Genomic DNA, 17,877 nt, shown 5'->3' with positions numbered 1-17,877 from the left:
CCAAATATTACTTGTCAAACTTTAAGATGATCTCCGGTGACTCTACTTTGTTGCTGGAGTTGCCGGTCCGGTCTTTTATGTAAAAATCAAACCTCACGGTATCTCCCGTTTTAAGGGCGTCACGCATATAATCATTGTTCACAAAATAATCAAAAGGCGTTCCTTTTCGCAATCTGATTCCGTATTTAATGTCACCTTCCAGTGGTTCAATACGGTCGCTGGTGTTAAGCACCGGAATACGGCCGTAGTACCGTATGGGCGTAGTGGGCCTAGGCGTGATACCTGCGTAAATCTGGTAAAAAATGCCGTTCCGCTTTAAATACAGCTCACTGAAATAATCATTGAGGGCGGGGTCATCCTTATCAGAGAGGCCAATGTTTCCATCCCCATCGGTGAACCGGATCACATGTTGAATAGTGTCCCAGACCAGCCCGTTCTGATCTTTGAATGAGTAGTGCGTATTGCCGCGGTACTCAATATTTGGAGTGTTAGAGAAATCTGGCGAGTCCTGACAAGCAGAGAAACCCAGAAGCCCTAACACCACAATAAACGGATAGAAAAGTTTGTGACGGATCATGGCGCAAGAAATAACACCTTAGTTAGATTTCCTAACGCTTAGTTGCGTACTTTGTTGTAGTAATTTTAATGCCTGCCATGGCTTTCATTTCTGAGTTTAAATCCCGTATTTCTTCCCTTACGCCAGACAACTTTGAGGCCGCGGCTTTAGAGTTGTTTCAGTTCCAGGCCAAAGAGAACCTGGTGTATGCAGAATTCCTGAACTTTCTAAACCGAGACTCTCAGCAAGTAGAAAGCCTGGAGCAAATTCCCTTTCTGCCCATAGAGTTCTTTAAGACTCATACGGTAGTATCGCATATTTTCACTCCTAAGGCCACCTTCCTAAGTAGCGGTACCACTTTGCAACAACGCAGCAGGCACCTGGTAGAAGACCCTTTTTTCTATTGCCAGCACGCCCAATCCTTATTTGAAGAAACCTACGGTCCGTTAAAAGGTGCCGTGGTCCTAGCCCTATTACCCTCTTACCTGGAACAAGGCGATTCTTCTTTGGTCATGATGATTGACCATTTCATAAAAGCCACAGGGCAACAGGAAGAAGGGTTTTATTTGCAAAACCACCAAGAATTGCGGCAAGCCATTTCTAAAGCTAAAACGGCTAATAAGGACATCTATCTGTTTGGCGTGACCTATGCGCTTCTAGATTTAGCCGAAGAAGTAACCATTGGGGAATTCGCGGGGCTCACCATCTTTGAGACGGGCGGCATGAAAGGCCGGCGCCGGGAAATGGTGCGGGAAGAACTGCACCAAGTTTTAATGGCCGCCTTTGGGGTTGAGGCCATCCACTCTGAATACGGCATGACCGAACTACTTTCGCAGGCCTACTCCAAAGGACAGGGGATTTTTCAACCATCCATGACCTTACGGGTGCTGGTGCGGGATGTGAATGACCCGTTTGCGGTGTCTCTTGGTCCTGCCTCGGGCGGTATAAATGTGATAGACCTGGCCAACGTGGACTCCTGCGCCTTCCTTGAAACCAAAGACCTGGGCAAACTCTACGCAGACGGCTCCTTTGAAATCTTAGGCCGTTTTGACAATTCAGACATTAGAGGGTGTAACCTGCTAGTGGGATAGTTCCTTCCTTTGCATAATTTCCTGCTAGATTTTTCGCCCATGTTGGGGCAATTCATATTTCGCTTTTGAAATACGTTTTTGCCCTGATTTCCAGAAAATAGGTCAAAAGCGCATTCACCTCTCCGCTCACCTAGCAGAAGACGAGACTATTCTACTTGTTAGAACGAAGCGCCCCGCAACAAAAACCACCTGAGACTGTTCTTCCAGCGTAGAATGTGTAGGTCTTTTTCTGGATCGACACTATGTTCGGTCGCAGCCTAAACACGCATGAAGATTCTCTTAACAGGAGCCACCGGTTATATTGCCAGAAGATTGTTACCTGTCCTTCTGGAGGCTGGGCAAGAGGTGGTGTGCTGCGTACGGGACAAACAACGCTTTGAGGCAGAGCAGTATCCAGCCACCGCCCTTACCGTCATTGAAGTAGATTTCCTGAAGAAAGAGACCTTGTCAGCCATTCCTCCTGACATTGAGGCAGCCTATTACCTCATCCATTCTATGGCCACCAGCACAGGAGATTTTTCTACTATGGAAGCCACTGCTGCTCAAAACTTTGTGGATGCCTTTACATCTACCAACGCGCAGCACATCATTTACTTAAGTGGCATCGTGAATGAGAGACACCTGTCCAAGCATCTAAAATCCAGGCAGCAGGTGGAAGAGATTCTAGCCACCAGCCAGATTCCCTTGACTACGTTGCGGGCGGGGATCATTGTGGGCTCAGGCAGCGCGTCCTTTGAGATTATCAGAGATCTGGTAGAGAAACTGCCGGTCATGATTGCTCCCAAATGGTTAAACACCCTTTGTCAGCCCATCGCCATCAGAAATGTGATTGAGTTTCTGGCGGGAGTCTTGGTTCGGCCCTCCACTTTTCACCAGAGTTTTGACATTGGCGGACCTGATATTTTGACCTACAAACAAATGTTGCTGCAATTTGCGCAGGTACGGGGACTCAAGCGCAGTATCTTCATTGTCCCGGTCATGACGCCCAGGTTGTCTTCCTACTGGCTTTATTTTGTAACCGCCACGTCTTATCCCTTGGCCCGAAATCTGGTGGACAGCATGAAAGTGGAAATGGTCAGTGCCCCCAATAACCTAGCCTCAGAGTTAGGCATCCAACTCATCCCATACAAAGAAGCCATAGCCATGGCCTTTGACAAGATTGAGCAGAACGAGGTGATTTCTAGCTGGAAGGACGCCTTAAGCAGCAACATCTTAACCAAAGGAATAGCCCACCACATTGAAATGCCCGTCAATGGTTGTTATAAAGACGTGCAAAGGGTACAGGTGCAAGACCCGGACCAAGCACTGCAAAAGATATGGGCCATTGGGGGAACCAACGGCTGGTACTATGGCAACTGGCTGTGGGTCATTAGAGGCCTGCTAGATAAACTAGTAGGAGGCGTTGGCTTGCGCCGAGGCAGGAAAAGCCCCACCAAGATTCAGGCCGGCGACTCTCTGGATTTCTGGCGCGTGCTATTAGCCAGTAAAAAGCAAAAACGCCTTTTACTCTACGCCGAAATGAAATTACCTGGAGAGGCTTGGTTAGAGTTTAAAATCAATGACCATACCTTAGAGCAGACCGCTACGTTTCGGCCGCTGGGTCTTTGGGGAAGGTTATACTGGTATGCCGTTCTGCCATTTCATGGCTTTATCTTTAAAGGCATGATCAACCAAATTGCCAAGGTAGAACCTGCAGGAATTTCGGCTAAAGACTGAGGTCTGATTGCAAACGTAGAGTAGACAGGTTTTTCTAAAAAATGCTGGGTTCTTCTAATTCTATTCCTTGGAGCATGTGCGCTAGGATAGGCGCGCATTTTTCCTGGCAGGAAGGGTAGAAGTGGCCATGTTCCCAATAGGCAGACTTAGGCGAGAGGCCCCACCAGAATTCAGCCAAGGCCAGCGGTTGTAAATCATTCTGAAAGGCATAGTGCAATAGCTTAGGCGCTGCACATTCTCCAGCACCTGCCGGCGGGTTCTTACCAGATGATTTTTGGAATAGGTAGCGAAGGCTCTTTTCTTCACCAGACCTATTCAGGAAATGGTACTGGTCAAACAGCATTTCTTGCAAAGCCATTGAGTGGTTTTTCCTGCGTTCCATCAACAGCTCAATCTCTCCAAGGTTCTCTTTGGTGGAATCTGCTTGCAAGGTCTTAATCGCTTGGCTTAATCGGGTTAATTCTTGCATGCCCACGTTCAGGAAACTGCCTTGCGTAAGGCTGTCATACACCGGGGGCACGAAATATGCATGTTGGTTGCTGCTGGCTAACTTTCCGGAGAAGGCTGCCAAAAAACCAATCTGTCCTTGTTTCGTCTTCACGACCAACACCCCAAACATCTTCCCGATAACGGTACCTTTTTGGTTAGGCGCTAACCCAAAATTATGCTGCCAGTCGGTTTGAGTGGTTAGATATTCCTGTACCTGCCTGGCAGCGGCAATGGCAATGGCAGGCGGCTGTTTTTGGAAAGGGGAATGGAATCTCCCAGGAACTTCCAAGCCAACGGGTATATCCTTAAAGGGAATGAGGTATTCTGGCGAAGGCAAAAAAGGTGACACCTAGTAAGTATGAAAAGAGAGAAAGGCTGTTGTGTTAAGCACACGCAAAAGTACGAAAAGCATTTCAATCCAATCTGTCAGGTTCTTCCGGAAAATCCTTCAACCTCCGTTTTTGGCCTAATTTCCAGAAATTAACCCAAAAACGAGAAGAGCATCAATTAGTGTCACACCTTAAGACATCCTCTAAAGGCCCGGGCGGCGTAATAGGACTGGGCTCCGTTGTGGTAGACAAACACGCGGCCATACCGGTAATCCCCGAAAATGGCGCCACCCAGCTTTCTAACCTCAGGTGGAGTATTCAGCCAACTGGAGGTCTTAGCGTCAAAGTGTCCCAGTTTCTGCAAGTCATGGTATTGCGCTTCAGTTAACAACTCTATACCCATGGCCTCTGCCATATCCACCGCGTTGTTTTCTGGTCTATGCTCTTTTCTGGATTCTAAACCTTCTAAGTCATAACAAACGCTTCTTCGGCCTTTGGGGCTTTCTGGGGAGCAGTCAAAGAAAAGGATTTCCCCCGTTTTTTCATCCAAGCCCACCACATCTGGCTCACCGCCGGTTCTTTCCATTTCTTGCAAAGACCACAACTTGTCAGGGTTGGCTTCCAGCTTGGCTTGCACACTTTCCCAAGCAATCCCATTATGACGATCCTGGTTCTTTTTGAAACGGGATTGCAGAATGGTGAATAATTCTTGCTGTTGCTCTGCAGATAAGTCTCTATTACGTGCCATTGGGTTTGCTTTGAAAAGTGGTTGTCTGGCAAAATACCAAAGTTTTAATAAAATGAATGGCTTGCTTTAAATGGAAATAAAGAAATCTTCTCTTGATCTTATCGGAATTGGAAAGAGAAATATATGTTAAAGGAAGAGGGGGTGTTTTTGGCCTCATTTCCAGGAAACAAGCCAAAAACGAAAGCGCCACCTAAAACACTTAGGTGGCGCTTTTAAGAAATTCAAGCTACTTGTTACTTGGCAAACTGTTTGGCGTCTTCTTCGGTGATGGTGTCTTCACTCATGATGACCAGGCGTTCCACCACGTTTCTTAGCTCGCGCACGTTACCGCGCCAATCCAGGTTTTGCAAATAGGTCATGGCCTCTGGGGTGATGGCTTTGGGTTTGTTGCCATAGTCGCGGGCCACATCTTGCAGGAACTTTTCTATTAGGTCGGGGATGTCTTCACGGCGTTCGTTCAAGGGCGGCACATGAATCAAGATCACGCTCAGGCGGTGGTACAAATCCTCCCGGAAGTTCTTGGCTTCAATTTCCTCCAACAGGTTCTTGTTGGTGGCGGCTACCACGCGCACGTCTACAGTGATGTCTTTGTCGCCGCCCACGCGGGTGATTTTGTGTTCTTGCAGGGCGCGCAACACCTTGGCCTGGGCCGATAGGCTCATGTCGCCAATCTCGTCCAGAAACAGGGTACCGCCGTTGGCTTGCTCAAACTTGCCTATCCGTTGCTTCACCGCCGAGGTAAAGGACCCCTTCTCATGCCCGAACAATTCGCTCTCAATCAGCTCACTAGGAATGGCGGCGCAGTTTACTTCTACCATGGGGCCTTGCGCGCGGCTACTTTGCTCATGTAAGGACCGCGCTACTAATTCCTTACCTGCGCCGTTGGGGCCGGTAATCAGCACGCGGGCATCTGTGGGGGCTACTTTGGCAATGGCAGATTTTACCTTGCCCAACGCCGGCGAGGCGCCCACCATCTCATACGTTTTGGAGATTTTCTTTTTAAGTGTCTTGGTCTCTGTGACTAAATGGGCTTTGTCCAGCGCGTTGCGCACAGAAACCAATAGCCTGTTCAAATCTGGCGGTTTTACCAGAAAATCATACGCCCCTTTCTTGGTGGCCTCTACGGCCGTGTCAATGGTGCCGTGCGCCGAAATCATGATGAAAGGCGTGTCGGGCACCAATATGGTAGCGCGCTCCAGGACTTCCATGCCATCCATCTTCGGCATTTTGATGTCACAGAGCACCACGTCATACTTAGATTTCTGGAGCATGTCCAGGCCGCGCTCACCGTCTTCGGCCTCATCCACTATATAACTTTCGTATTCCAGTATCTCTTTGAGCGTGTACCGTATGCTGCGCTCATCGTCTATGATTAGAATCTTAGGCATGTTTTTCTATTTTGCTTTGCGAACGATTAATGTACGCGATTATTTCTATTGCTTTTGCAGATACACCAATTTCGCCGTTTTTGACCTGATTTCCAGAAATTAGGCCAAAAATGAAAATTCTGAAGTCTGGTACTGCCTACAGGCGCTTAGTACGACCTGTCTGTTTGTTCAGATTATAGAGAATGCCGGCGCTAACCGTGTGCAACCGCAAGTTGGCCGGTATCATGACAGAACCCTGCTGAATCTGTTCTTTGATTAGGTTGGAGAACAAGTAATTATAATCCAGCGCCAGTGAGAAGTTGCCGGTCAGTTTAAACGAAGTACCCACCTGCATCTGCAAGCCTACCAGGTTGTATTTGGTGTCTTGGAAGGTGTCCATGGACGCCTGGGCATTGGCATCTGACGGGGTCAGGTCTTCTTTGTGGTACAAGAGGGCATAGGGCGTCAAGCCATAGTTGATCTTGAAACGCTCGCCAAACCTATTCTCCAGTAAAAGAGGCACCGTGAGCATGACCAGCGTTTGAGTTCCTTTCCATTTGGCCTCCATGGCTTGGTTCTCAATGGAGTAGCCAAACTGACTTACGCGCAGGCCAGCGCCGCCTTTTACATAGAAACTTCCTGCCAGGTAGCTGCTTAAGTAGACTTCTGCCGCGCCGCCGGTCTTTGGGCTGAACGTGTATTGATGGATGGTTGGGTCATTGGCCTCCAGCTCGTCTTTAGAGAAGGTCTGGTTGATGTTGATTTTAAGTTCTCTGTCAAATAAGGGTTTTTGCGCTTGGGCAAAGCCTGACAGTAAAAGACAGCAGGCAAGAAGTAATCTTTTCATAAAGAAGTTGAAGGCCGCGCATGTTCTTGAATGGGTTAGAATACGGCCTGTGTGGGTAACGAACGGTGGGTATACGTACTTTTACAGAAACAGGACGCCTTCCAGCACAATTTGCGCGTGGCTTCTCACCTCTACCTGGTTTTTTGCTGGCATAAGGGCTAGGTCCATGCTGCCGCCCCGGGTAGAGGCCTGGTAGGCGCGCAATTCTGTCTTGCCCAGAATAAAGGCCCAAAAAGGAGCCAAGGCACTATGCGCCGACCCGGTTACAGGGTCTTCATTAATGCCCACCCACGGCCAGAAACAACGTGAGTTGAAGTCAAACTCTGGATCCTCTGAGGGGGAAGTCACTGCCAAGCCTTTTAAGAAGGGAGCATCATGCACCAGGGTTCTGTAATCGGGTTTTATTCCCAGCAAAGTTTTCTGGTTCTTAACCTGCACAATGAGCATGGCCAAAGGGTCTGCATAGAAAGTGCCTACGCAATCTTCTTCTGTGATTCCCAGAGCGGCATACACTTCTGGGATAGGCTCTTTGGCCACCGGCGCATACATTGGAAAGTGCATTAATATTCGGCCATCGTGCTCCTGGCTTACCTCAAGGCGTAAGTTATGCCCCGTCACAAAAGTGACATTGTTATAGTTTAGTTTCTCTAACACCAGCTTCGCCGAGGCCAGGGTGGCATGTCCACAAAATGCAATCTCTGTGGTAGGCGTAAAGTACCTGATTTTAAACTCGCCTTCCATCTCAGTAGAAGGCAACAGAAAGGCCGTCTCAGAGTGGTTCATCTCGGCGGCAATGGCCTGCATTTGCGCGGGTACCAATTCAGATTCCAATAGACAGACGCCTGCGGGATTTCCTTTAAAGGCCTCCTGCGTGAATGCGTCTATGATGTAGGTCTTGATGTTCATGCTGGGAAATTAGGGGTTTTCTATCAGAAATTCTGGAAAGGGATTGTTGGAGCTTCAATTACCTGAAAAAATAAAATGAAGGTTGTTGCCAAGTTAGCATTAGAGAAGAAATTTTCAGGATGAATAAAACCCGATTATTGTTATCCAAAATAGCCCAACCTCGTATTAAAGTACATCCTATCTGCATAAGCCTCAGGGCTCTACCTGTTTTATCCTACGCATCATTGTTCAGGAAGAAGTGAATCCATTTCTTTCTGAACTCCTATTTTGCCTCACCGTACAGTGATCCTTTCTAAGCTGTGTTTCTCTGCTTACCCCCAGGTAGTATTACAAATTTTATCAAAATTTTTATGGTTAAAACTTTAAATCTATGGCCGGCCAGATTGCTTTCTGGTAAACAAAAATTTATTGCACTTATGGGAGTGATGGGTTCGCTCATATTAGTGCTAAGCTCCACCTTGGCATTTGGCCAAATGAAAGAATGGGATAAGACGTACGGGGGTACAGAAGATGACCAACTGGAAATTGTTAGGCATACCAGTGACGGTGGCTATATCTTGGGCGGAAGCTCCTTTTCTGGCATAAGCGGGGATAAAACCAAGCCCAGCCGCGGCAGCTTAGACTTTTGGGTGGTAAAAGTAGATGCCAGCGGTGCCGTGGAATGGAACCGTGTTTTTGGAGGTGATGGCTATGACCAGCTTTCTGCCTTAGAACAAACCAGTGATGGTGGTTATATTTTGGGCGGTACCTCAGATTCTGGAAAGAATGGAAACAAATCTGACCCAGTTATGGGAAGCAGTGATTACTGGGTGGTTAAGATAAATGCCAACGGCAAAGTGCAATGGGACCAAACAGTAGGAGGAGATGCGGGCGAGAACTTACGAGACGTCATTCAAACCAGTGACGGCGGCTACCTGTTAGGTGGTAGTTCTTCCTCCATGAAAAGTGGTGACAAGTCTCAAGACTCAAGAGGAATGTCCGACTTTTGGATTGTAAAGCTCTCATCTAAAGGGAAACAGAAATGGGATAGAACCTATGGCGGTAATTCTTATGATGGCTTAAACTCTTTGTTACAAACCAATGATGGCGGCTATCTATTAGGGGGTAGTTCTGTGTCTATCGTCAGTGGGGACAAAACAGATCCACAAAAAAGATATTGTGAAGAAGAGTGCGAAAATGACTTCTGGCTGGTAAAAGTAGACGCTGAGGGCATGAAGGAATGGGATAGGACAATAGGTGGAGTAGGCGGAGAGAGCGGAGAAGGTATTCTAGACATGGTACCCACCCAAGACGGCGGCTTTTTGCTAGGTGGGTCTTCTGATTCTGGAGCCGGTGCAGATAAGACAGAACCTAACAAAAGCTTCTACTCAGATGGCAGAGATTTATGGGTGGTGAAAATTAACGCTTTAGGGGTGATCCAATGGGACAGAACCATAGGCGCTGACGGAGATGAACGCTTTGGCGGCTTGTTGGCTACCAGTGACGGTGGCTTTCTTTTGGGCAGCAGGTCTAATTCTGATATCAGTGATGATAAAACAGAACCGCGTAGAGAAGAAGCTATCAACTCTGGTGACTACTGGGTGGTGAAACTAGATGGCATGGGCGTAAAACTATGGGATAAGACTTTTGGCGGAACTGGTGATGATGTGATGGAGTCAATAGATCAAACCATGGATGGAGGATTTATCTTAGGAGGCTATTCTGATTCACCTATGAGTGCTGACAAATCTGATGGAAATGTAGGCGGGTATGACTACTGGATAGTAAAGATGACAGGCGAGACCTGCGTGACGCCGACCCCGGCCATTGCCTTAACCCGTATGGCCAACACCTACACCGGAGACGTTCCCTCTACGCTATACCTGGGCTATGGACCCGAGTCCATCAAGATGACCGCAAGCGGGGGAATGACGTACACTTGGAGCCCAGCCATGGGTTTGAGTAGTACTAACACCGCAGAAACCGTCTTTGCGCCAACTGAGGCCGGCGTCTACACCTTTACGGTAACGGCTAGGAACGGAGAATGCGCTGCTACTGCCTCCGTGACTATTACGGTGATGGATGTGCGCTGCGGCTCTAAACTCACCAAGGTCATGATGTGCCATAAAGGCAAGATGATCTGCCTAGCAGATGACGCCGTCAAAGCGCACTTGAAAAACCATCCTGAAGACCGTCTGGGCCAGTGCTCTGGAGATGAATTACTAGCCTCCAAAGCAGAAAACGCCAGCGTGCAGGTATATCCCAATCCGTTTACCAGTTCTACCGCTATTGCAGTTACCTTATCTAAGGCCCAGTCATATACCGTGGAAGTGTATGACGGCAAGGGCAAGCTGATGGAACGTTGGACCGGTTCTACCGTCCAGGCTAATGAACAAGTCAAATTGGACTGGGCTCCTAAACGCGGAGAGCGCGGGCTCTACGTGGTAAAGGTCATTACCATGGACGGCGTGCAGAACCGACAGATTCTGAGGCAGTAAACGGATTTAGTATGGTTCATAGAAAAGCCGCCAGGGTTATACTTGGCGGCTTTTCTTAAGTCTTTCAACGGCAGGAATAGAAAGAAGATTATTGGTCAAATCCGTTTTTGGCTTATTTTCTGGAAAACAGGCCAAAAACGTTACTTCTTCATTTTCTCGTTGGTGATATCCTTCAGAACCTTGGTCAACGTTTCCATTACCTGCTCATTAAAACCGTGCGCGGTATTGCCTAGCAGGTAATACAACTTGTTGGGCGCTTCTATCTTATTGAAGTATTCTTTGGTAGACTCTTTAGACGTGATGATGTCTTCTTCGCCTTGGATAAAGTAGACGGGCATTTTAAATGTAAGCGCCTCCTTTAGGTAGTTCACCGAAGCCGCCATCGGCTCAATTCCCATTGCTTTGTCGCCCGCAAAATGGAGGAAAGAATAATCATCCCCGTCCTCGCGGTGCTGGCCGTCTAATTCTGAGGCATAGGCAGGGGACACCTGAAACCAGTGCTCAGGCGCTGGTTTAGAGTTTTCACGCTCATATTTTTTAATCACTCGCATAAACTGGCCTGTTTTTCGGGCCGCGGCATACGGTGGTTCTCCCAAGGTTTGTAAAGTTTTGAGGGAGGTGGTATCTTTCGCCTTTTGAGCCAGTGATAAAACCCGTTGGTAGGCCTTCTTGTCATTACCCGCAAAGTCTACAATTTGCGAGTGCCCAATGTACGCTTTGTACAAATCTGGCCGTGTGGTGGCTATTTTCACGCCCAACATAGAACCCCAGGAGGTCCCGAAGAGGATTGCCTTATTTTGGCCAACCCGCCACAAAGCATACTCGGTCACTGCAATGCCATCTGAGGCTAGTTGATTTATGGTGAGTGGATTGGCTTTGTAATAGTCCAGGCCTGCGCCTTCGGGGGCGTTTTTACCATAGGTTTTGCCCGCGCCGCGCTGGTCCCAGTGCACCATTACGTAGTCTTTTTCCCAGCCTTTGAACAGTGCATCACTATAGGGGCTGAACGTGCTTCCGGGGCCGCCGTGCAAGAAAAGAACAACTGGTTTGCTTCTGTCTCCCTTGATGGTGACCCATTGATCAATGCCGTTGATGGTGACAAAGCCTTTCTCGTCAATTAAGTTGCTGACAACCGTGTCTGTACTAACAGGAGCGGCAGCCAAATGGAAAGAAGATTCTGCCTGTGAGATAGGAGATAGCAAGCAGAAACTCAGGGCACTGGCGGCAACTTTCAATGAAAGCGGGAGGGAGAAGTTCATACAAGGGCTTTAGGGTTAGCGGATTAACCATGAAAACAGATGTGTTTTCTTTAGTCAGAATGTAGCCTTAAACCTACGCTATTCTTTTAAAGAAAACATTTTTCCTTGTTTAAATTTCATTCCCAGACAAAAGCTTTTTCCTTATTTTATAAAGAGACGCTCGTCAAAAGGGAAGGGCTCCAGGTCAAGAATCTTCACTTGCCTAAACTCTGGGTGTCTAGGATTCAATAGGAAGTTATGGTCACCATACACCACCGCCGAAGGCACTTTCATGGCCAGAAATTGGCCTTCGCGCGCAAAGGTATCTCCTAAAAGTTGGGTAGCGTTGGGGTGCGGAAAGGCTTTCCAATCACTGGGCAATTGGTCTGGCGGCAAGGTAAAGAAGGGAAGATGGTCTGGTACCTCAATGGTAATGAGCCAGTAATCAAAGGGCAGGATGCCCAGCGGCGTGTGTACGGCAATCTCTGTGGTGCACAAGGCCCTTGACTCACAGGTGTAAACCATGGCCACACCTTTGCTGTTCCAGCGACCGCCTACCAATTCGGCGCCGCGTCCAGACAAATCTTGCTTGTATAGGCCTTTGCTTAACCTGAATACTATCATGCCAGCACGCCGTGTTCAATGCGCGTCAACTCATCCTTCAAAAGACTTATCCCAAAGGTAGTGTCTAGCAGGCTTTTAGGCGTGATGCCGCCCAAGGTTACGTTCTTGGCCTCTAACCAGGCATTGAAATTCTCTGGGCTGCCAAACACCTCACTACCACGCTTGTACAACAGGGTCACTTCCAGAATCTTCTCAGAATGGATGGGGTCAAAGGTCTTCTTCTCCTTTTTGTACCGCTGAATGGTGCGCTCAGACAAATGCAGAAACACCGACCACTCACTCAGGTTGAACGGACTCTGGCTGGCTATCTTCACAAAAAGGGGATACTTAATGCCCGCCCGTACGGTCTGCACCAACAACAGAATGTCTCTGTCGTCCACAGTACTGTTGGAGAGGGTAGCGTCTAAGGTGAGTGCTTTGGCCATGGTTTCTATTCTTGATATTAAAGATATGAAAACTGTCTTAAAATAAACGACACTTGTCGTGAATAAGTTTTTCACCGCTGCTCCACAGTCACTAAATTTGTACAATTAGTTTACATAAAAAATAGAAGCAGGACAATTAAGCATCCCAATCGTTTTTGCCCTATTTTCTAGGAAAGAGACTGAAAATAGAATTGCACTGATACGAATAGTGATGTACAAAAGAAGAGACTTGTAGGAGAGATTTGCCACTATGGAGCAAACTGTGTAATCTTAGTCTGGCAAAGTAATGCCTGTTTGACAATGCTCTCCAAGAAGCCCCTTTACCAAAGCTTATATGTACAAGTCATCACCGCCATTTTGCTGGGTATTGCGCTGGGGCATTTTGTGCCAGACGTGGCTATACAGCTAAAACCGCTAGGCGATGCCTTCATCCGGTTAGTAAAAATGATGATCGGGCCGGTGGTCTTCTGCACCATTGTCACGGGCATTGCCGGCATGCAAGACATGAAGCAGGTGGGCAGGGTAGGAGTGAAAGCCATCCTGTATTTTGAGGTACTTACCACGGTGGCCTTGCTCTTGGGATTGCTGGTGGTAAACCTGGTCCAGCCGGGCGTTGGCATGCACATTGATCCCGCTACTCTGGATGCCTCGGCGTTGGACACGTTCACCCAGAAAAAGCAAGAGCAGGAGGGCGTCATTGGCTTCTTGCTCCACATCATCCCCGAGAACATCATTGACGCGCTGGCCAAAGGTGAACTGCTACAGATTCTGTTTTTCTCCGTCTTGTTCGGCTTTGGGCTTTCCAAAATCGGGCCCAAGGCTACTCCCATCTTGTCCGTCATCCAGTCGTTTGCCAACGGCTTGTTCGCCGTGATCCACATTATCATGAAACTGGCTCCCTTGGGCGCGCTGGGGGCCATGGGCTACACCATTGGCAAATACGGGTTGGAGTCTCTGGGGGCGTTGGGCCAGTTGATGGGCGCCTTCTACCTGACCTGCATCTTGTTTGTGGTGCTGGTCTTGGGCGGCATCATGAAGGTGATGGGCTTTTCCATCTTCGCCTTACTCAAATATCTACGCGAAGAACTCCTAATCGTGCTGGGAACTTCTTCCTCTGAGGCGGCCTTGCCTAGCCTCGTGGAGAAACTAGAGCAAGTGGGATGTGCCAAGCCCGTGGTGGGGCTGGTGGTACCCACCGGTTATTCCTTCAATTTGGACGGGACATCTATTTACCTGACCATGGCCGCGGTTTTTGTGGCCCAGGCCACAGACACGCCCATGGGACTGCAACAGCAGATAACCTTGATCTTGGTGCTCATGCTCACCTCAAAAGGCGCGGCCTGCGTGACCGGAAGCGGTTTTATCACTCTAGCGGCCACCTTGCCCGCGGTAGGCGGAATTCCGGTAGCGGGCCTAGCCTTAATCCTGGGCATTGACCGGTTTATGAGCGAAGCCCGCGCCCTTACCAATTTGGTGGGCAATGCCGTAGCCACCATCTTTGTAGCCAAATGGGAAAAGGAACTAGACGTTCTGCAAGCCAGAAAATTCCTGAAATAAAAAATCCGTTTTCGGCCTGAATTCTGAAAAACAGGCCAAAAACGGATTATATATAAGATGAGAGGCTTAAGCTTCTTCTGGATGGTAAATGATCTTGTCACGGTGCTTTAGGCCCCAATCACGCAGCTCTCTGATGACGGGTGCCAGGCTGTGGCCATACTCCGTGATGGAATATTCAACGGTGACCGGAGAGGTTTCATGTACCGTGCGCTTCACCAGCTTGTTCACTTCCAACTCCTTCAATTCCTTAGACAGCATCTTGGCCGTGATGCCCGTCACGTCGCGGTGCAGCTCTTTGAACCGGCGCTTGTGCACGCACAGGGCCACAATGATAGGAATCTTCCATTTGCCGCTCAAGATGTCCAATGCATCTCTGATAGGAAGAATGTGGGTAATGCACATACCCGTGTCTGGTACTGTGATGGTTTCCATGGCTATCTGACTTTCATGTAGGATACCGGTATACTTGAGTATATAGGTATCTATTTGAAACCAAAGTTACGTAAATTTGTTTATACAACAGTCGTAGATACACACAAAAATTTCGAAATGAAACTGATTGAAGACTTGAACTGGCGCTACGCCACCAAACGCATGACCGGAGAAGCCATTCCGGAAGAGAAACTGAACAACATCCTGGAGGCCATTCGTTTATCGGCTTCGTCTATGGGGTTTCAGCCGTATAGCGTGCTGGTGGTACAAGACCCAGCAGTAAGAAAGAAAATACAAGCCGTGGCCTATAACCAGCCGCAGATAGTAGAAGCCTCGCATTTATTGATCTTCGCGGCTTGGGCTAATTTGACAGATGCGCAGGTAGATGCATACATGAATCAGATTGCGCTGGAGCGAGGCATTGATGTCTCTTCTCTAGACGGTTTTGCCGGCAGCTTGAAAGGCACTATCAACAGCCGTACGGCAGAGCAGAACTTCCAATGGGCCGCTAAGCAAAGCTATATAGCCTTGGGCACGGGCTTGGTAGCAGCAGCTGCCGAGCGCGTAGACGCCACGCCTATGGAGGGTTTTGACCCAGCCGCTTTGGATGAAATCCTTGGTTTATCAGAGAAAGGCCTGCGTAGCGTGACCATTATGGCCTTAGGATACCGTGATGCTGAGAAAGATGTGCTGGCGGCTGCTAAAAAGGTACGCCGGAGTAAGAAAGACCTTTTCCTGGAGTTAGCGTAAACTCCTTAGAACGGATATTGAGTGAAACACCCGCCCCATACCCGAGGCGGGTGTTTCTGTTTTTGCGTGTATAGCCAACAGTACAGGATATGATTATGAAAAAGAAATCCTTAGGTAATTCAGGAATTGAGGTGGGGCCGCTGGCCTTCGGCGGAAACGTGTTTGGGTGGACCGTAGATGAGAAAACCTCCTTCCAGTTGCTGGATGCGTTCACGGAGGCAGGCCTGAACCTCATTGACACCGCAGACTCTTACTCTAGCTGGGTGCCCGGCAACCAGGGCGGCGAGTCTGAAACCATCATTGGCAACTGGGTAAAATCTAGAGGCAACCGGGACAAAGTAATTATTGCCACTAAAGTAGGCTGGGAAATCACGCCAGAGCGCAAAGGCCTCAGAAAAGAATACATCCTCAAATCAGTGGAAGGGTCTTTGAAGCGGCTCCAAACCGACTACATTGACCTGTACCAGTCCCATGTGGACGACGCCAGCACCCCGTTCCAGGAAACCCTGGAAGCCTACCAGTTACTGTTGGAACAAGGAAAGATACGCGCTATAGGGGCCTCCAACATCAAGGCCAACCGCTTAAAAGAAGCCTTAGCCATTAGCAAGGACCACGGCTTGCCCAGTTACCAGACCCTGCAACCAGAATACAACCTCTACAACCGCGAAGGCTTTGAGCACGAGCTGGAGCAGGTGGTAAAGGAGCACAACATAGGAGTAATATCTTATTATGCTTTAGCCAGTGGCTTTTTGACGGGAAAGTACCGCAGCCCCGCAGATTTCAAAAAAAGCCCCCGCGGTGGTGGCATGCAGAAGTTTTTTACTGATCGCGGCGTCAGGATTCTGGCGGCCTTGGACTTGATCTCGGCGCACCATCAGGCTACACCGGCGCAGGTGTCTCTGGCCTGGCTCATAGCTAGACCCTCTATCACCGCGCCCATTGCCAGTGCCACCAGTTTGGAACAGGTACAGGACTTAATCAAAGCCACGCAGCTTATCTTAACTGAGCACGATATAATGCGGCTAGATACCGCTAGTTCATATTCCTATGATATAGCGGCTTCGCTTCAATAGTTAAAAGTGCTTGCCATCTATTCCCATCAACTAAAAATCCGTTTTTAGCCTGATTTCACCAAAATAGACTAAAAACGGATTTTCTTCTTTTTAGAAATCTACGGAGTAGACTTTCTCCAACTGCCGGTTATTGATGGCATTAGGCATATTGCGCAGCGCGAAGTTCCTGGCCTTTATAAAAAGTGGGTTGGTGGATTGGGCTACGTTTCCAAGCAGTCTAGATTGGTTGGTGATCCAGTGCGTACGGGCCAGGCGACGTTTCTCAAAGCACTTGGCCACCACATTAAGATCACGTTCCCGAGTCAGTTCATCTGCTAGTACCGCAGCATCTTCCACGGCCTGGCATGCGCCTTGTCCCATGTTGGGCGTGGTGGCGTGGGCCGCATCTCCTAAAAGCAACAGGTTCTTGAACGCATATGACTGCAATGGCGCCAAATCATACAAGTCATGCCACAACAGTTGCTCAGCGTGCGTGGCGGCAAAAAGCTCGGGAATGGGAGTGTGGTAATTTTTGAAATGTGCCCGTAGTCCCTCAATAGTCATGGCCTTCATGGCGGGGTCATTCTGAGTGGCATTGATGCAGGCAAACCAGTAGATCTTATTGTCCTGCAAAGGCGTCCATCCTACACGACCGGCCGGTCCCCAAGTTTCTGAGGCGTAGTGCGCCGACAAACCCGGGTTCTCACTCACGGCACGCCAGCAAGTGTATCCGGCGTATCTGGGGGTAGAGGCAGGAAGCAGTTGCTGTCTTACAGCTGAGTTAATTCCATCGGCTACCATCACAAAATCTAGCTGCCGGGTGGCGCCATCCTGAAATGTAAGTAAAACGCCCTCGCCTGAAGTATCTGCTTTGACAACTCGTTTGTTTACATGCAAAGGAACATTGTTCAAATGGCCCAACAAGGCCTCATGTAAACTGGCTCTATGGATGACAAAGTTGTCCAAGCCGTATTTGGCGCTCATGGCCCGGCTGTCGGTGCGGTTGATGAGGGTACCCTTTTCGTCAAAAATGTGAAAGCCGTCCAAACACTGTCCTTTGGCAATGATGTCTTCGGCAATGCCCAGCTTCTGGAATCCTTTGATGGCATTGGCGGCCAAGGCTAAACCAGCACCTACCGGCGCAAAGGCGGGCGCTGCCTCAAATACCTCTACATTATAGTTAAGCTGGTGCAGGGCAATGGCCGTGGTCAAGCCACCTATGCCGCCCCCAATTATCCCGATGGTCATGGTTCACTGTGGTAAGGTTTCTGCC

At 48.7% G+C, this 17,877-nt stretch carries 17 protein-coding genes; 6 read left to right on the top strand and 11 right to left on the bottom strand.

The window, feature by feature from the left end:
• Positions 1 to 7: 7 nt before the first annotated feature.
• Positions 8 to 577 (bottom strand): hypothetical protein, encoded by a 570-nt coding sequence (locus tag TH61_RS16100; protein ID WP_066511558.1) that lies wholly within the window; start codon positions 575 to 577, stop codon positions 8 to 10.
• A gap of 77 nt (positions 578 to 654) precedes the next feature.
• Between TH61_RS16100 and TH61_RS16095 the strand changes: the two genes are divergently transcribed.
• Together TH61_RS16095 and TH61_RS16090 are read left to right on the top strand one after the other, a co-directional pair.
• A complete protein-coding gene (locus TH61_RS16095) occupies positions 655 to 1,647 on the top strand; it encodes an acyl transferase (protein WP_066512968.1) in 993 nt (330 codons plus the stop codon).
• 267 nt (positions 1,648 to 1,914) lie between these two features.
• Positions 1,915 to 3,363, top strand: coding sequence for an SDR family oxidoreductase (locus tag TH61_RS16090; RefSeq protein WP_066511557.1), 1,449 nt, complete (start codon positions 1,915 to 1,917; stop codon positions 3,361 to 3,363).
• Between the two features lie 34 nt (positions 3,364 to 3,397).
• On the opposite strand, the gene TH61_RS16085 is transcribed toward TH61_RS16090, so the two are convergent.
• The 5 genes from TH61_RS16085 to TH61_RS16065 all read right to left on the bottom strand — a co-directional run bounded on the left by TH61_RS16085 (position 3,398) and on the right by TH61_RS16065 (position 8,049).
• Positions 3,398 to 4,201 (bottom strand): pseudouridylate synthase, encoded by an 804-nt coding sequence (locus tag TH61_RS16085; protein ID WP_231862239.1) that lies wholly within the window; start codon positions 4,199 to 4,201, stop codon positions 3,398 to 3,400.
• Between the two features lie 164 nt (positions 4,202 to 4,365).
• Positions 4,366 to 4,929 carry a DUF4256 domain-containing protein gene (locus tag TH61_RS16080; protein WP_066511556.1) on the bottom strand — a complete coding sequence of 188 codons (564 nt, stop codon included), beginning with the start codon at positions 4,927 to 4,929 and terminating at the stop codon, positions 4,366 to 4,368.
• Between the two features lie 233 nt (positions 4,930 to 5,162).
• Complete coding sequence (locus TH61_RS16075; RefSeq protein ID WP_066511555.1) at positions 5,163 to 6,317, bottom strand: sigma-54 dependent transcriptional regulator; 1,155 nt, start codon at positions 6,315 to 6,317, stop codon at positions 5,163 to 5,165.
• A 136-nt stretch (positions 6,318 to 6,453) separates the two neighbouring features.
• On the bottom strand, positions 6,454 to 7,143 hold the full coding sequence (locus TH61_RS16070) for an outer membrane beta-barrel protein (protein WP_066511553.1): 690 nt from the start codon (positions 7,141 to 7,143) through the stop codon (positions 6,454 to 6,456).
• An 81-nt stretch (positions 7,144 to 7,224) separates the two neighbouring features.
• A complete protein-coding gene (locus TH61_RS16065) occupies positions 7,225 to 8,049 on the bottom strand; it encodes a PhzF family phenazine biosynthesis protein (RefSeq protein ID WP_066511551.1) in 825 nt (274 codons plus the stop codon).
• Between the two features lie 473 nt (positions 8,050 to 8,522).
• Here TH61_RS16065 and TH61_RS16060 point away from each other — a divergent pair, with 473 nt between their 5' ends.
• Complete coding sequence (locus tag TH61_RS16060) at positions 8,523 to 10,526, top strand: T9SS type A sorting domain-containing protein (protein ID WP_197464055.1); 2,004 nt, start codon at positions 8,523 to 8,525, stop codon at positions 10,524 to 10,526.
• Positions 10,527 to 10,666: 140 nt separating this feature from the next.
• On the opposite strand, the gene TH61_RS16055 is transcribed toward TH61_RS16060, so the two are convergent.
• From TH61_RS16055 to TH61_RS16045, 3 genes are all read right to left on the bottom strand, one after another.
• Positions 10,667 to 11,785: an alpha/beta fold hydrolase gene (locus TH61_RS16055; RefSeq protein ID WP_066511548.1), complete on the bottom strand. Its 1,119-nt coding sequence runs from the start codon at positions 11,783 to 11,785 to the stop codon at positions 10,667 to 10,669.
• Positions 11,786 to 11,926: 141 nt separating this feature from the next.
• Complete coding sequence (locus tag TH61_RS16050; protein ID WP_066511546.1) at positions 11,927 to 12,388, bottom strand: RES family NAD+ phosphorylase; 462 nt, start codon at positions 12,386 to 12,388, stop codon at positions 11,927 to 11,929.
• On the bottom strand, positions 12,385 to 12,813 hold the full coding sequence (locus TH61_RS16045) for an antitoxin Xre/MbcA/ParS toxin-binding domain-containing protein (protein WP_066511544.1): 429 nt from the start codon (positions 12,811 to 12,813) through the stop codon (positions 12,385 to 12,387). Before TH61_RS16045 ends, TH61_RS16050 begins: the two co-directional genes overlap by 4 nt.
• 300 nt (positions 12,814 to 13,113) lie before the next feature.
• Here TH61_RS16045 and TH61_RS16040 point away from each other — a divergent pair, with 300 nt between their 5' ends.
• On the top strand, positions 13,114 to 14,370 hold the full coding sequence (locus TH61_RS16040) for a dicarboxylate/amino acid:cation symporter (protein ID WP_066511543.1): 1,257 nt from the start codon (positions 13,114 to 13,116) through the stop codon (positions 14,368 to 14,370).
• Between the two features lie 66 nt (positions 14,371 to 14,436).
• Here the strand turns inward: TH61_RS16040 and TH61_RS16035 are convergent, their stop codons facing one another.
• Positions 14,437 to 14,802 carry a helix-turn-helix domain-containing protein gene (locus TH61_RS16035; RefSeq protein ID WP_066511540.1) on the bottom strand — a complete coding sequence of 122 codons (366 nt, stop codon included), beginning with the start codon at positions 14,800 to 14,802 and terminating at the stop codon, positions 14,437 to 14,439.
• 117 nt (positions 14,803 to 14,919) lie between these two features.
• Between TH61_RS16035 and TH61_RS16030 the strand changes: the two genes are divergently transcribed.
• Both TH61_RS16030 and TH61_RS16025 read left to right on the top strand, forming a co-directional pair.
• Positions 14,920 to 15,552 carry an NAD(P)H-dependent oxidoreductase gene (locus TH61_RS16030; RefSeq protein WP_066511537.1) on the top strand — a complete coding sequence of 211 codons (633 nt, stop codon included), beginning with the start codon at positions 14,920 to 14,922 and terminating at the stop codon, positions 15,550 to 15,552.
• Between the two features lie 95 nt (positions 15,553 to 15,647).
• A complete protein-coding gene (locus TH61_RS16025; RefSeq protein ID WP_066512963.1) occupies positions 15,648 to 16,625 on the top strand; it encodes an aldo/keto reductase in 978 nt (325 codons plus the stop codon).
• A gap of 90 nt (positions 16,626 to 16,715) precedes the next feature.
• Here the strand turns inward: TH61_RS16025 and TH61_RS16020 are convergent, their stop codons facing one another.
• Entirely contained in the window at positions 16,716 to 17,852 is a 1,137-nt protein-coding gene (locus TH61_RS16020; protein WP_066511534.1) for an FAD-dependent monooxygenase, read from the bottom strand.
• Between the last annotated feature and the right edge of the window lie 25 nt (positions 17,853 to 17,877).

It is taken from the genome of Rufibacter sp. DG15C (assembly GCF_001577755.1).
Taxonomy (GTDB): domain Bacteria; phylum Bacteroidota; class Bacteroidia; order Cytophagales; family Hymenobacteraceae; genus Nibribacter.
This window is presented reverse-complemented; position numbering and strand designations above follow the sequence as displayed.

What these genes read in the sequence shown, in the direction of transcription:
- TH61_RS16100 (WP_066511558.1), bottom strand. Translation starts at nt 577, where the DNA reads ATGATCCGTCACAAACTTTTCTATCCGTTTATTGTGGTGTTAGGGCTT.
- TH61_RS16095 (WP_066512968.1), top strand. Translation starts at nt 655, where the DNA reads ATGGCTTTCATTTCTGAGTTTAAATCCCGTATTTCTTCCCTTACGCCA.
- TH61_RS16090 (WP_066511557.1), top strand. Translation starts at nt 1,915, where the DNA reads ATGAAGATTCTCTTAACAGGAGCCACCGGTTATATTGCCAGAAGATTG.
- TH61_RS16080 (WP_066511556.1), bottom strand. Translation starts at nt 4,929, where the DNA reads ATGGCACGTAATAGAGACTTATCTGCAGAGCAACAGCAAGAATTATTC.
- TH61_RS16075 (WP_066511555.1), bottom strand. Translation starts at nt 6,317, where the DNA reads ATGCCTAAGATTCTAATCATAGACGATGAGCGCAGCATACGGTACACG.
- TH61_RS16070 (WP_066511553.1), bottom strand. Translation starts at nt 7,143, where the DNA reads ATGAAAAGATTACTTCTTGCCTGCTGTCTTTTACTGTCAGGCTTTGCC.
- TH61_RS16065 (WP_066511551.1), bottom strand. Translation starts at nt 8,049, where the DNA reads ATGAACATCAAGACCTACATCATAGACGCATTCACGCAGGAGGCCTTT.
- TH61_RS16060 (WP_197464055.1), top strand. Translation starts at nt 8,523, where the DNA reads ATGAAAGAATGGGATAAGACGTACGGGGGTACAGAAGATGACCAACTG.
- TH61_RS16055 (WP_066511548.1), bottom strand. Translation starts at nt 11,785, where the DNA reads ATGAACTTCTCCCTCCCGCTTTCATTGAAAGTTGCCGCCAGTGCCCTG.
- TH61_RS16050 (WP_066511546.1), bottom strand. Translation starts at nt 12,388, where the DNA reads ATGATAGTATTCAGGTTAAGCAAAGGCCTATACAAGCAAGATTTGTCT.
- TH61_RS16045 (WP_066511544.1), bottom strand. Translation starts at nt 12,813, where the DNA reads ATGGCCAAAGCACTCACCTTAGACGCTACCCTCTCCAACAGTACTGTG.
- TH61_RS16040 (WP_066511543.1), top strand. Translation starts at nt 13,114, where the DNA reads ATGCTCTCCAAGAAGCCCCTTTACCAAAGCTTATATGTACAAGTCATC.
- TH61_RS16035 (WP_066511540.1), bottom strand. Translation starts at nt 14,802, where the DNA reads ATGGAAACCATCACAGTACCAGACACGGGTATGTGCATTACCCACATT.
- TH61_RS16030 (WP_066511537.1), top strand. Translation starts at nt 14,920, where the DNA reads ATGAAACTGATTGAAGACTTGAACTGGCGCTACGCCACCAAACGCATG.
- TH61_RS16025 (WP_066512963.1), top strand. Translation starts at nt 15,648, where the DNA reads ATGAAAAAGAAATCCTTAGGTAATTCAGGAATTGAGGTGGGGCCGCTG.
- TH61_RS16020 (WP_066511534.1), bottom strand. Translation starts at nt 17,852, where the DNA reads ATGACCATCGGGATAATTGGGGGCGGCATAGGTGGCTTGACCACGGCC.